The sequence below is a fragment of the Microbacterium sp. AC215 genome, from assembly GCF_979258645.1.
The window spans coordinates 564,670-577,778 of the sequence record NZ_OZ409869.1 but is presented as its reverse complement, the minus strand read 5'-3'; the positions used below and the strand labels follow the sequence as shown (position 1 = coordinate 577,778).

13 protein-coding genes are annotated in these 13,109 nt (G+C 65.1%); 9 read left to right on the top strand and 4 right to left on the bottom strand.

What is annotated here, in order from left to right; translation table 11 throughout:
- Positions 1 to 82 precede the first annotated feature (82 nt).
- From ACZZZF_RS02990 to ACZZZF_RS02980, 3 genes are all read left to right on the top strand, one after another.
- Positions 83 to 1,852: a bifunctional copper resistance protein CopD/cytochrome c oxidase assembly protein gene (locus ACZZZF_RS02990; RefSeq protein ID WP_052492866.1), complete on the top strand. Its 1,770-nt coding sequence runs from the start codon at positions 83 to 85 to the stop codon at positions 1,850 to 1,852.
- Positions 1,849 to 2,532 (top strand): copper resistance CopC family protein, encoded by a 684-nt coding sequence (locus ACZZZF_RS02985; protein ID WP_026049677.1) that lies wholly within the window; start codon positions 1,849 to 1,851, stop codon positions 2,530 to 2,532. The genes ACZZZF_RS02990 and ACZZZF_RS02985 overlap by 4 nt, the downstream gene beginning before the upstream one ends.
- A 193-nt stretch (positions 2,533 to 2,725) precedes the next feature.
- Positions 2,726 to 4,081: a M23 family metallopeptidase gene (locus tag ACZZZF_RS02980; protein WP_026049678.1), complete on the top strand. Its 1,356-nt coding sequence runs from the start codon at positions 2,726 to 2,728 to the stop codon at positions 4,079 to 4,081.
- 98 nt (positions 4,082 to 4,179) lie between these two features.
- Here ACZZZF_RS02980 and ACZZZF_RS02975 read toward each other — a convergent pair whose 3' ends face one another.
- Together ACZZZF_RS02975 and ACZZZF_RS02970 are read right to left on the bottom strand one after the other, a co-directional pair.
- Positions 4,180 to 4,941, bottom strand: a complete 762-nt coding sequence (locus tag ACZZZF_RS02975) for a cytochrome c biogenesis CcdA family protein (RefSeq protein WP_017201929.1) — start codon at positions 4,939 to 4,941, stop codon at positions 4,180 to 4,182.
- On the bottom strand, positions 4,938 to 5,504 hold the full coding sequence (locus ACZZZF_RS02970; RefSeq protein WP_082586587.1) for a TlpA family protein disulfide reductase: 567 nt from the start codon (positions 5,502 to 5,504) through the stop codon (positions 4,938 to 4,940). The genes ACZZZF_RS02975 and ACZZZF_RS02970 overlap by 4 nt, the downstream gene beginning before the upstream one ends.
- A 161-nt stretch (positions 5,505 to 5,665) precedes the next feature.
- Here ACZZZF_RS02970 and ACZZZF_RS02965 point away from each other — a divergent pair, with 161 nt between their 5' ends.
- The 6 genes from ACZZZF_RS02965 to ACZZZF_RS02940 all read left to right on the top strand — a co-directional run bounded on the left by ACZZZF_RS02965 (position 5,666) and on the right by ACZZZF_RS02940 (position 10,765).
- On the top strand, positions 5,666 to 6,085 hold the full coding sequence (locus tag ACZZZF_RS02965) for a metal-sensing transcriptional repressor (protein ID WP_082586588.1): 420 nt from the start codon (positions 5,666 to 5,668) through the stop codon (positions 6,083 to 6,085).
- 55 nt (positions 6,086 to 6,140) lie between these two features.
- A complete protein-coding gene (locus ACZZZF_RS02960; RefSeq protein ID WP_396654928.1) occupies positions 6,141 to 8,261 on the top strand; it encodes a heavy metal translocating P-type ATPase in 2,121 nt (706 codons plus the stop codon).
- A gap of 116 nt (positions 8,262 to 8,377) precedes the next feature.
- Positions 8,378 to 8,779, top strand: a complete 402-nt coding sequence (locus tag ACZZZF_RS02955) for a DUF6153 family protein (protein WP_157538183.1) — start codon at positions 8,378 to 8,380, stop codon at positions 8,777 to 8,779.
- A gap of 85 nt (positions 8,780 to 8,864) precedes the next feature.
- Positions 8,865 to 9,464, top strand: a complete 600-nt coding sequence (locus tag ACZZZF_RS02950; protein ID WP_463497022.1) for a DUF305 domain-containing protein — start codon at positions 8,865 to 8,867, stop codon at positions 9,462 to 9,464.
- A gap of 158 nt (positions 9,465 to 9,622) precedes the next feature.
- Positions 9,623 to 10,426 (top strand): F510_1955 family glycosylhydrolase, encoded by an 804-nt coding sequence (locus ACZZZF_RS02945; RefSeq protein WP_230100797.1) that lies wholly within the window; start codon positions 9,623 to 9,625, stop codon positions 10,424 to 10,426.
- Between the two features lie 27 nt (positions 10,427 to 10,453).
- A complete protein-coding gene (locus ACZZZF_RS02940; RefSeq protein WP_056278749.1) occupies positions 10,454 to 10,765 on the top strand; it encodes a hypothetical protein in 312 nt (103 codons plus the stop codon).
- Positions 10,766 to 10,958: 193 nt separating this feature from the next.
- On the opposite strand, the gene ACZZZF_RS02935 is transcribed toward ACZZZF_RS02940, so the two are convergent.
- Together ACZZZF_RS02935 and ACZZZF_RS02930 are read right to left on the bottom strand one after the other, a co-directional pair.
- Positions 10,959 to 12,341, bottom strand: a complete 1,383-nt coding sequence (locus ACZZZF_RS02935) for an FAD-dependent oxidoreductase (protein WP_463497020.1) — start codon at positions 12,339 to 12,341, stop codon at positions 10,959 to 10,961.
- Positions 12,342 to 12,352: 11 nt separating this feature from the next.
- Entirely contained in the window at positions 12,353 to 13,105 is a 753-nt protein-coding gene (locus tag ACZZZF_RS02930; RefSeq protein WP_056278751.1) for an MIP/aquaporin family protein, read from the bottom strand.
- Positions 13,106 to 13,109: the final 4 nt, after the last annotated feature.

Below are 13,109 nucleotides of genomic sequence, written 5' to 3'. Positions count from 1 at the left end.
CGCCGCACTCATCTCTGTGGTCATCGGGCTCGTGATTGGTGGAGGAGCTGCACCAAGACTCGCGAGTGACCCTGGAGCGCTCGTGCGATGGGGACTCCCGGCCGCGAAACTGTTCGTCAATCTGTCCGGTGCGGCGATGCTCGGGCCCCTGGTGCTGGCGGTGTTCGCTCTCCCCTCGGCAGGGAAGCCCTTCACCGTCGCGCTCGATATTGCCTCCGCCGGCGCCGCGACCCTCACCCTCACAAGCGGGGTGGTGGCTTACCTCACCTTCCTGTCCTCATTCAATCCGCAAGTTAACCTGAGTGCCGAGTTCGGCACGCAGCTCGGTCGCTTCCTCCTCGACACGGAGCTGGGACGATCATGGCTCATCACCGCGATCCTCGCTTCGGTCGTGACAGTCCTCGCATTCGCTGTGCGCAGCTATGGTGCGGTGATGATCACAACCGTGCTTGCGATCATCAGTCTGATTCCCATGGCCACCCAAGGTCATTCGGGTGAGCTCGCCAATCACGATCCCGCTGTCATGTCCCTCGTCCTGCATGTCATTTCAGCAGCAGTATGGCTCGGGGGGCTCATCCTGCTCGTCGTCGCGCGACCGATCAGCTCGCCGCGCGAACTCGAGAACCTGCTCCGCCGGTACTCGACGGTGGCGCTCATCGCGTTCATCGGCGTCGCCGTCTCGGGATACGCGCGGACGCTCACAGCCCTCGGCCGGTGGGAGGATTTGGCCTCACCGTACGGCATCCTCCTTCTCACAAAGATCGGCGCGCTTTTGGTCATGGGCGTCCTGGGTGCCGCCTACCGCCGCCGACTCATCGCAAAGACCAGCGAGGGCCGTGGCGCCTTCTGGATGATCGTGTGCGTCGAACTCGGTTTCATGGGTGTCGCGAGCGGGGTCGCCGCCGCCCTCGCCCGCACCGCCGCCCCCGCCGATGCGATCACCCTGCCGCAGACCACCGCCGCGGAGATCCTCACCGACGCACCCGTCCCGGTCGCACTCACCCTGCAGAGATGGTTCACGGCGTGGAGTCCCGACCTCCTTTGGGTGCTCGTCGCGGGTTTCGGAATCGTCTTCTACCTCGTCGGCGTCCGACGCGCACGGCGCCGCGGGTATCCGTGGCCAGCCAGGCGCACGATCAGCTGGATTGCGGGGATGGGGGCGCTTCTGTGGACGACCAGTGGGCCGATCGCAGCCTATGACGATTCGCTCATCAGTATGCGATTCCTCGCCTTCGCTCTCCTCAGTCTCGCGATCCCCTTGCTCCTTGTCTTCGCGGCGCCGATCACCCTCGCAACCTTGGTCATCCACCCACGGGACGATGGAAGCCGAGGACCGCGCGAATGGCTTCTCTGGGCCGCCCACAGCCCCCTGGCCCGGTTTACTCGTCGCCCCGTCGTCGCCGCGTCCCTGTTCGCCACGTCGCTGTGGTTGTTCCACTACTCCGACCTGTTCCGATGGTCGCTCTACGACCAGCTCGGAGCGGAATGGATGATCAGCCAGCTCCTCGTCACCGGGTGCCTCTTCGTACGATCGCTTTCCCCGAACGCGTCCACGACTCCCGAGGGGCGGTGGCGTGTGGCCTCACTCACTGCGCTCACAGGCGTGGCCACTTTCTTCGGCATCGCCACTATCGCTCGCTCCGACCTCATCGTCGCGGAGTGGTTTGGCGCCATGGGGCGGACGTGGGGACCCACCCCCCTGCAGGACCAGGCCCTCGCCGGAGCCGCCACCTTGATGATCGCGGGAATGCTCGCAATCCTCACCGGCTTCTCCGTCCTCCACACGAAACGCAACAACAGACCTACCGACAGCACCCCCGTGCCCGCCGGACGAAAGGACCCACGCCCGTGACCTCCACCCACCGCACCCGCTGGCTCGCCAGCACACTTCTTGCCCTCATCGCACTGGGAATCGTGGCCGCACCGGCCCCCGCAGCTCTCGCGCACGACAACCTCCTGGACACCGTGCCCGGGGCAGACGAAACCGTCACCCAACTCGACGACGTCGCTCTCACGTTCAGCGGGGAACTCATTGACTTCAGCCAGGCAAGCTTCGCCCAAGTGCAAGGACCCGACGGCCTCTTCTACGAATCCAGCTGCTCCACCATCGACCGCAACATCCTCACCACCCCGGTCGCACTCGGAGAACCCGGCGTCTACACCGTGCTTTGGAACGCCGTCTCCAGCGACGGTCACCCCATATCCGAGAGCTTCACGTTCACGTACGCTCCCACCGGCATCGAGCCAGGGCTGGGATGGGACCAACCAGCATGCGGGAACGAACAATCACGGATGCAACCGGCAAAGGCGTCGCCCTCTGCTGTGCCAACTACCGAACCTCCCGCAGCGGACACCCCTGCCCCGGCGGCATCCGCAGGCGAGAACGAGGTGGCTTCGATCGCGATCCCGCTCATCATCGCCGTGGCTGTCATAGGTGCCGCGGTGATCGCCACCACCGTTGTCGTACGGCAAGTGAAAAAGAACAAACACAACAAGGTGAGCCCCGACATCCACACGGACCCGAAAGCGTGAACTTCGTGTCAGGACAGTCGAACTCGAATTCGATGCGACAGATATGGGCCACTGATCAGAGATCACGAGCGAGTCGGCGCGACTTCGGCGGCCACGTACGGCCGATGGACCAGACGGCGGGCAATGCAAGCGTGGCCAATCTGCGCGCCCATGGCAGCAGAATCCACGAAGCCGAGCTCGAGGAGAGGGCACAGTGAACGGACGACTCGTCTCTGCGGCTACGGAGGCGGCTGAAGAATGCGGTTGTGCACCCACGCCCGCCGAACGCGACTCGTTCTGGAAGCTGAGTGTTACTCGACGTGGCGCTTTCGGGCTCGGCGCGCTCGGTGTCGCTGCATTCGCTGCACTCGGCATCGGCTCCGGCGACTCAGCGGCGTACGCTGCGTCGTACCCGAGTTGGGACGATGTGCAACGCGCCAAGAACAACGAAGCTGCCAAGGCTGCCGAGATCACCCGAATCGAAGGGCTGATCCAGTCCTTGACGCGGAAGGTCGCTGAGACTCAGGTTGCTGCCGATACAGCCTCCGACGAGTTCTATGCAGCGCAGCAGGAGTACTTCGCTGCGATCACGGAAGCTCAGAGCCTGCAGGCGCAGGCGGACGAACAATCAGCGATTGCCGAAACCTCTGCGCGCAGGGCCGGTCAAGTTGCGGCACAGCTGTATCGCAACGGTGGAGATGATTCAGCACTGCAACTGTTCTTCTCCGGTTCCGCGGCCAACGCCGATGAGCTCCTGTCACGCCTGGGCACCATGGACAAGCTTCTCGAGTACAACCGGTCGGTCTACGATGGCGCAATCTCGGCGCGCAACACCGCCCAATCGCTGACCGATCAGGCGAAGGTTGCCCGCGACGAACGAGACCGCCTGCAGCAGGTCGCAGAGCAGAAGATGATTGCGGCACAAGAAGCGGCCGACGCCGCACAGGCCGCGCTCGACGAGCAAGCCGCGAACCTCGAGACGATGCAGGCGCAGCTCGCCGCGCTGAAAGACACCACCACGCAGACTGTCGCTGGTTACCAGTCGGGTGTGGCCGCGCGCGAGGCCGAAGAGCGCGCCCGTCGCGAACGCGAAGCCGCGGAAGCGGCAGCCAACGGTGGCGGCAACGGCGGCGGCGGAGGCTCTGCCGGTAGCGGCGGTTGGGTCCGGCCCCACGGGGGCGGCCGAAGTTCAAGCTACGGCCCGCGGACCCCGATCTGCGGTTCGCAGGGCTGCTCCTCGAGCTACCACTACGGCGCGGACATGGCCAATGGCTGCGGAGCGGCGATCTACGCCGCCAACTCCGGAACAGTGGACTACGCCGGCGCGAACGGCAACTACGGCAATTACGTCCGCATCCAACACGGCGGGGGCGTCAGCACCGGGTACGCGCACATCAAACCCAGTGGCATCCTCGTTGGCAGGGGGCAATGGGTCAATTCGGGCCAGGTCATCGCTTACGCGGGTGACACTGGACGCTCCTTCGGTTGCCATCTGCATTTCGAGGTCTACATCAATGGTGGTTACACCAACCCCGTCCGATTCATGGAAGACCGCGGCGTCTATATCTAAGGCTCCGACATGGGAGCACGAAGTGGCGCCACCCACAATGACCAGTTGGGTAGAGAGGGCTGCTCCAGTCGTCACTCGCGACATCCTTGCTAGGGATCTCAGAGAGGGAGAATGACGCTACCCATCACCGCCGTCAGCCGCGACATGATGTCGGTCCACAGCCCTGTCACCATCAGGATTCCGAGGACGATCAGCAGTATGCCTCCGCATACGTTCACCACCCGGATGTGACGACGGAGGAACTCGACCGTCTTCGCCGCCCAACCGAACCCGAATGCGACCAACAGGAACGGGATGCCGAGGCCGAGCGAATACGCGAGGCCGAGGAAGCCGGCACGGACAGGGTCGCCAGCATTGAACGAAAGCGCGATGATCGCGGCAAGCGTCGGACCCATGCACGGTGCCCAGCCGATACCAAGTGCCACTCCAAGTAGCGGCGCCCCTGCGATTCCGGCCCGGGAGCCGACGTGGAAGCGGACCTCCCGCTGGGCGAAATTGAACAACCCGAGAAAGACGAGCCCCATCAGGATGATGACGACTCCGAGGATGCGTGTGACCAGGTCGCCCCAGCGTAGGAAGAACACGCCGGCCGTGCCGCCCAGCGCGGTGATGAGAACGAAGACGACGCTGAAGCCGAGGATGAACAGCAGTACGCCGACTACGAGCTGACGGCGCTGGGGCGCGACTGCGTTCGTCGCGCGACCCTTCGAGTCCGGCGCGACCACCCCGCCAAGGAAGCCGAGGTAGCCGGGGACCAGCGGGAGCACGCAGGGCGACAAGAACGACACGAGGCCAGCGAGCATCGCGACGGGGACTGCGAGCCAGAGCGCACCGGACCCGATGATGGTGTCGGCGTTCACGGTGTCTCCGCCAGAGCGTCCTTGACGAGCGTCGAGAGGATCGAGGTGCCGTCGATGGGTCCGATGATGCGGGCGGCGACACGGCCCTGCCTGTCGAGCACGAGAGTCGTCGGTGTCGCCTGGATCGGCACGACCTCGGAGAAAGCGAGTTTCGCCTCGGCCGTGTTCACGTCGATCAGGCTCGGGTAGGTGATGCCGAACTCGTGAGAGAAAGCCTGGGCAGTGTCGGCCTGGTCGCGGGTATTGATGCCGATGAAAGCTACATCCTCGCCGCCGTATTCTTGCCAGACGCTTTCGAGATCCTTCGCCTCGATGCGGCACGGCGCGCACCCGGCGTACCAGAAGTTCACCACCGTGACCTTGCCGGCGTTGTCTGCGCTGTCGAAATCATCACCAGTTTCAGTGATGCCGCTGAAGTCGACCGGTTCGCTCCGCTCGTCGATCGGGATCTCGACGATCGCGCCGCCAGCGGCCACATACCCGGTGTTCTCACCCTTGAGGAAGGAATCGCTGACCGGATCCGGCGCGCACCCGGTCAGCCCGATCACGGACACAGCGAGCATGGCCCCGACCGCGCCACGAACGGCACGAAAGCGGGGTCTTCGACGCATATTTCGAACCTTACACAGATCACCTATGCGTCACCTTTGCCTCGGACACTTCCCGACCGGGAATAGACTCGCATGCATTGTGTTATGTACCCCTAGGGGGTATCTTTTTGGGAGTGAACGGCTACGAGAGCAACAAGGCTGATCTGCGTAAGCGGTTGAGCCGGGTAGAGGGTCAGGTGCGAGGTATCGCACGAATGGTTGATGAGGACAAGTACTGCATCGATATCTTGACGCAGGTGTCTGCGGCGACGAAGGCCCTCGAGACGGTGGCGTTGTCGCTACTCAGTGACCATCTCGCTCATTGTGTCGCTCAGGCAAGTGCTGTCTTGGTTGCGGGGATGACATGCTCGCATTGCGCCTCCAGCGTCAGCGATGAGCTGAACGCCATCGATGGTGTCGACGGTGTCACGGTCGACCTGAATGCCGGCGGGGCATCCCGCGTGATTGTCCACAGCGCCGCCCCTATCGATCCCACGGCTGTACGGGCTGCGGTTGAAGAGGCCGGCTACACCCTCGCGACCTCCCCGATCTGAGTCGCTATCCGTTTGCGCCCGGCTGATCCGGGTGCATCCGAGCAAGGAGTTTCCGATGAGCCAGCATGACCAGCACCACGAACACACTGCGCATCAGGATCACGGCAGCGTGCCGACAACGGAGCATGACCACACGGCGATGAGCCACGACCACGGTGCTCCCCCAGAGCACGCTGGTCACACGAGCCACGGCGGTCACGGCGGTCACGGCGATCATGTCGGTCAGTTCCGGCGGTTGTTCTGGATCATGCTGGTCCTCGCGGCCCCTGTGGTTGGGTTCTCGATGATGTTCTCGATGCTGCTCGGGTACCCATTGCCCGACGCCGCGTGGGTGGGTTGGGTGTCCCCGGTTCTCGGGACCGTGATGTATGTGTGGGGCGGGGCCCCGTTCCTCACGGGTGCCGTGAGCGAGCTCCGTGCACGCAAGCCCGGGATGATGCTGCTGATCGCCCTTGCGATCACCGTGGCATTCCTGGCGTCCTGGGGTGCGAGCCTCGGCATGCTGCACCACGAGTTGGATTTCTGGTGGGAGCTGGCGCTGCTGATCGTGATCATGCTGCTTGGTCACTGGATCGAGATGCGCTCGCTCGCGCAGACGACATCGGCCTTGGATTCCTTAGCGGCGTTGCTGCCTGACGAGGCAGAAAAGGTCGACGGCGATACGACCGTAACGGTCGCGCCCTCGGACTTGCAGGTAGGCGATGTCGTGGTCGTGCGTCCGGGCGGGCGGGTCCCCGCCGATGGGCGCATCGTTCAGGGATCGGCCAGCATGGACGAGTCGATGATCACCGGAGAATCCCGGCCGGTGCGCCGCAGCGATGGCGACCCGGTCATTGCCGGTACCGTCGCCACGGATTCCGGAGTGCGGGTGGAGATCACGGCCATCGGTGAGGACACCGCTCTCGCGGGGATTCAGAAGCTGGTCACCGAGGCGCAGAGTTCGTCGTCTCGGGCGCAGCGGCTCGCGGACAAGGCCGCAGGGTGGCTGTTCTGGTTCGCGCTCGGCGCCGCAGCGATCACCGCGATCGTCTGGACGGTTGTTGGCCTACCCGACGCCGCCGTCATCCGCACCATCACGGTGCTGGTGATCGCCTGCCCGCACGCGCTGGGCCTGGCGATCCCGCTGGTCGTGTCGATCGCGACCGAGCGCGCCGCCCGCGGGGGCGTGCTCATCAAGGATCGTCTCGCGCTGGAGAGCATGCGCACCGTCGACACTGTTCTGTTCGACAAGACGGGCACGCTCACCAAGGGCACCCCCGCGGTGACCGCCATCAACCCCGTCACGGGGACCGACGCCGATCAGCTGTTGGCGTGGGCGGCCGCGGCGGAAGCAGACTCCGAGCACCCCCTCGCCCGCGCGATCGTCAACGCGGCAAAAGAGAAGACGCTCACCGTTCCACGCTCAACCGACTTCGAGTCATCCCCCGCTGTCGGGGTGCGTGCCCGCGTTGACGGACGTGTCGTGCAGGTCGGTGGCCCGTACATGCTCGAGCAGGAGAATGCGCAGGAGCTGCCCGTTGCTGACGAGTGGCGGAACGAGGGTGCGATCATCCTTCACGTGCTCGTCCACGGTCAGGTTGTGGGCGCGCTGCGTCTGGCGGATGAGATCCGCTCGGAGTCGCGCCATGCGGTCGACGCGCTCCATGAGCGCAGTGTGCAGGTGGTCATGATCACCGGTGATGCGGACGCGGTCGCCGCCTCCGTGGCGGGCGAACTCGGCATCGACCGGTACTTCGCCGGGGTACGCCCCGAGGACAAAGCGTCGAAGGTGAAAGAGCTTCAGGGCGAAGGTCGAAAGGTCGCCATGGTTGGTGACGGGGTGAACGATGCCCCCGCGCTGGCGCAGGCGGACGTCGGTATTGCGATCGGGGCGGGAACCGATGTCGCAATCGCGTCTGCGGGGGTCATCCTCGCCAGCGACGACCCCCGGTCGGTGCTGTCCGTGATCGACTTGTCGCGAGCGAGCTACCGGAAGATGAAGCAGAACCTCTGGTGGGCCGCCGGGTACAACCTGCTCTCGGTCCCCCTCGCGGCCGGCGTGCTCGCCCCGATCGGGTTCGTGCTGCCCATGTCGGTGGGAGCGGTACTGATGTCGCTGTCCACTATCGTCGTTGCGCTCAACGCGCAGCTGCTGCGGCGGCTGGACCTGCGCCCCGAGGCCGTCACAGGCAACTAGACCAGGGAACCGTCGACCCCGGACGTACCCTAGGAGAACGGGAGGTGAGTATGTCGCTGATTGCTGTCGCACAACGTGTGTGGGGTTCGCGCACGCTCACCCGCAACGTTCTGACCGTGCTGATCGTCGCCGTGGGCGTCATCGCCGGGCTGCTGGCGATGCATTCCTTCAACTCGCATGCGACATCTGTCGGGCACCACGACTCCGTCACCGTGAGCGCGCACACCGGCGACATGTCAGAGCAGCATCCCGCCCCGTCCACCGTCGCCGTGACCCCTGGTACTGCTTCGCAGGAGGCGGGGTGCGCAACGTGCGGTGGTGACCAGGATGCGATGACCTGGATGGCGTGTGTGCTCGCTCTCCTTGTCGCCATCATTCTTCTTGGTCGGGTCGGCCTCAGCTGGCGGCGCACCCCACCGGCCATGCTGCTCGCGGTCGTGATGGCACAGTGGCCGGCGCGCGCGTACTCCCTTCCCCCTCCCCCTTCCCTCACGGTTCTCTGCATCAGTCGCACGTGATGACGCTTTAGCCCGCCCACGCGGGCAACGCACCCTGAATACCCGGCTTTCGTCGGGTGTCATCACCGACCCTTGGAGAACACTCATGAAGATCCGACCCGCGGCAATCGCCGCAATCACCCTCACCACACTGCTCGCCCTCACGGGCTGCGCCGGCAGCGCCGGCTCCGGCGGTGACATGCCCAGCATGGACCACAGCAACAGCTCGTCCGCACCGGCAGAAACAGCGGACGCGAACGACGCAGACATCATGTTCGCGAGCATGATGATCGAGCACCACACGCAAGCCGTGGACATGTCCGACACCATCCTCGGAAAGGCCGACATCGACGAGCGGGTGACCGCCCTTGCCGAAGAGATCAAAGCGGCCCAACAGCCCGAGATCGACAAACTCGAATCCTGGCTCAAAGACTGGGGTGCCGATACCTCCGACATGGAAGGCATGGATCACGGCAGCGGCATGATGACCGAAGAGGACATGCAAGCCCTCGATGCGGCCACCGGCACCGAAGCATCCCGGTTGTTCCTTGAGCAGATGATCGAGCACCACCGTGGCGCGATCGACATGGCACAGGACGAAGTCGACGACGGGCAGAACAGTGACGCCGTCTCGCTCGCCCAGAAGATCATCGACACCCAGACGGCCGAGATCACCACGATGGAGGAGATTCTCGCAACTCTCTGACCCCGCATCGTGTGGCGCGGCCCCACAGCCGCGCCACACGATCGGTCAGACGATGCGGACAAGCCATGCGTCAGCACACCACTTCCAGCGCTCCCACGCGCATCCTCGCGACTCTTTCGAAATCCCCCACTCGTCGGCGGTCAGTGCACCTGATCGGATTGGGCACAGCTGCTCTGCTCGCCCTCGCCGGCTGCGCAGCCACCACCGCGACCACGGGCGACGGCCACACTGATCAGGCGCTCTCCCACGTTCACGGCATCGTCGCAGACCCCGAAGGAGATGGATTCCTTCTCGGAACACACGAGGGTATCTTCCCCGCGACCCAGACCGGCGAACTCGGTCAACGAGTCACCGGGTCGGACTTCGACGCCATGGGGCTCACTGTCGTCGACGACACACTGCTCGCGTCCGGACATCCCGGACCGGACACCCCCGTCGAACTTGGCACCCCCAACCTCGGCATCATCCGCAGCGCCGACCGGGCCGAAACCTGGGAACCGGTCGCCTTCACCGGTGAGAAGGACTTCCACGCCCTCACCGCTGGACCCGATGGCACCATATACGGGCTCTCCTCGGACAGCACACAGTTGCAGATCAGCACCGACCAAGGATCCACCTGGAACGCGACAGGTGCGGCACTTGTCGCCGTCTCCTTCGCGGTTGACACCGCGGGCCGGATCGTCGCCGCGACCCCCGATGGCCTCCAGGTCAGCACCGACGACGCGGCCACGTTCGCCCTCTGGCCGAACGCACCCTTGTTGTTCATGCTGAACGCATCCCCTGACCATCAACGGCTCGTCGGCGTCGGAAACGGTGGGAAGATCTGGGTCACCACCGCGGGAGCTACCCAGTGGACAGAGGCCGGAACCGTTCACGGGACCGCGCAAGCCATCGCGATCACCAATACCGGCGACATGCTCATCGTCGACGACAGCGGGATCACCCATGTACCCCAGGAGTGAGCGCCCAAAAAGGAGGATGCTGGAAACGTGAAGATCGAGCTGTTACACATCGCTGAATGCCCTAGCTGGATCGAAGCCGGTCGCCGTGTCACCGAGGCCCTCCGAGAAACGAGCCACGCGGCAACAGAACTGCGTTATCGACTCATCCGCTCTGAGGAGGACGCAGCGGAGGTTCCCTTCTCGGGGTCCCCCACAGTCACCCTGAACGGGGAAGACCTCTTCCCTGGTGCGGAGCCCAGTGTCGACCTAGCCTGCCGCATCTACGCAACCCCGGCGGGTCTGGCTGGTCTCCCGACGGTCGAGCAGATCCGAGAGGCCATCCTCACTCATGGCAACTGACTCCGACCAGGTGTGCACATGCTGCGGGCGATCCTTACCCCGTAAGAAGGTGCATGCCCTCGGGGACGATGGGGTGTTCATCTGTCGTCGCTGCGCCTGGTGGGTGGCCCTGCGGCTACGCCCGGACAATACGTCGGGATGACGATGACCACGGCCAGGCACTCATCGTGCCCGGCCGTGGTCACCATTTCTTTCAGACACGCGAGAGGGAGCGCGCCTCGCGCTCCCATGCCTGGGTCGCTATCTGCACGGCATCCCACGGGGAGCCGAGCGGGGGCGTGTAGGAGAGGTCAAGGTCGCTCATCGCGGCGACGGTCATCCTGTGGTGCAGAGACGTGGCGTAGGTGTCGACGCGCTTCGAAATCTCGGCACCTCGGCTGCCGACGAGCTGCGCGCCGAGCAGACGACCGTCATTGGTGTCGCCGGTGATGCGGATGCTGACGGGCGTGGCGCCCGGGTAGTAGCGCTTGTGGTCGTCCGCGATGGCGGTGTGACTGTGCGGGGCGAGGCCGGCGGCTGTGGCTTCGTGGTCGCGGAGGCCTGTGCGTGCGGCGACGACGTCGAAGACCTTCACGACCTGTGTGCCGAGGCTCCCGGCGAACCGCGTATCGCCCCCGATCGCGTTCTCGCCCGCGACACGTCCCTGCTTGTGGGCGGTCGTGCCGAGGGGGAGGTAGGTGATCCCGAGGAGGCGGTGGTGGGTGACCACTCCGTCGCCGGCCGCCCACACGTGCGGCAGGCCAGTGCGCATCTGTTCGTCGACGACGACAGCGCCGCCCGCGCCCGTGGTTGCGCCGGCTGCGGTGAGAAGGCTGGTGTTGGGCCGCACGCCGACGACGACGAGCACCACGTCAGCGGTACGGGAGAACGTCTCTCCGTCGTGGATGCCGGTGACGGTGATCCTGCCGCCGTCACGGGCGACGGCTTCGACACGCGTACCGGTGAGGACGTCGACCCCGTGTCGGGTGAGTTCGTCGCGGACAAGTGAACCGAGTTCGGGATCGAGGGTCGAGAGGACTTCGGGGCCGCGCTGCAGCTGGGTGACCTGGAGGCCCCGCACAGTGAGCGCTTCGGCCATTTCGAGGCCGACGTAGCCAGCTCCGACGATGATCGCCGTCTCGGGCTGATGTTCGTCGAGGTACTTCTCGAGCGCGAACGTGTCGCCCATCGAGTGCAACAGGTGCACGCCGTCATCGGGGCCGAGCCGGTCAAGACCCGCGATGCCCGCGGTTGACGGGGAGGCCCCGGTGCCGACCATGAGCTCGTCGTAGGCGATCGTTGATTCGCTGCCGTTCGCGTCGCGGACCGTGAGTCGGCGGCCGTCGACGTCGATACCTGTAGCGAGGGTGTCCAGACGGAGGTTCATGCCGGTGGCTTCGAGGTCAGCGTGGGTGCGGTGGGCGAGCGACTGCCAGGGCTGTACCTCGCGGGAGAAGTAGTACGGGATGCCGCAGATCGAGAAGTTCGGGTAGGCATCGGCCACCACGACAGTGACATCAACAGACGGGTCAAGTTCGCGGGCCCGGAGGGCGGTGGAGATTCCGGCGTCGCTTCCGCCGATCGCTACAAGATGCATGAGGATGCCTTTCAGGGCTGGGTTTCGAGTTTTTGAGGAACCACGACGTCGCCGGCCGTGCGGGCGGCGATTGGATAGAGGGCGAGCAGCAGCGCGAGGCCGATGGCAGCCCCGAAGAGCTGTGCAGCGATGAACGGCGCAACAGACGACGGTGCGATACCGGCGAACGTGTCGGTGAACATTCGGGCGATCGTGACGGCGGGATTTGCGAACGATGTGGAACTGGTGAACCAGTAGGCCGCGCCGATGTACGCACCGACCGCGGCGGCCGTGACCGACCCCTTTCCGGTGCGGGCGAGAGCGAAGATCAGCAGCACGAGCCCTGCAGTGGCGACCATTTCCCCGACCAGATGTCCGCCTGTGACCCGGTCGTTGGACGAGAACCCGGGACCGGTGTCGAACATGACCCCCGCTAGCAGGGTGCCGGCGATGCCGCCGAAGATCTGCGCGAGCACGTACGCAGCGACGTCGCGCAACGGAAGCCCGGTGCTGGCGCTGCGGCCAAGCAGCCAATCCGCGACCGTCACCACGGGGTTGAAGTGCGCGCCGGACACTGGCCCGAGCATCAGGATCAGCACCGTCAGACCGAGGGCAGTGGTCAGGCTGTTCTCCAACAGCTGGAGACCGACATCATCCGGGGACAACCGCTGCGCGGCGATACCGGAACCCACCACGATAGTGACGAGCAGACCAGTTCCAAGGAACTCGGCGGCTGCTCGGCGCAGAAGGTGTGGCCGTGCGAGGGCGGGGTGAGGTGTTTTCATGTCG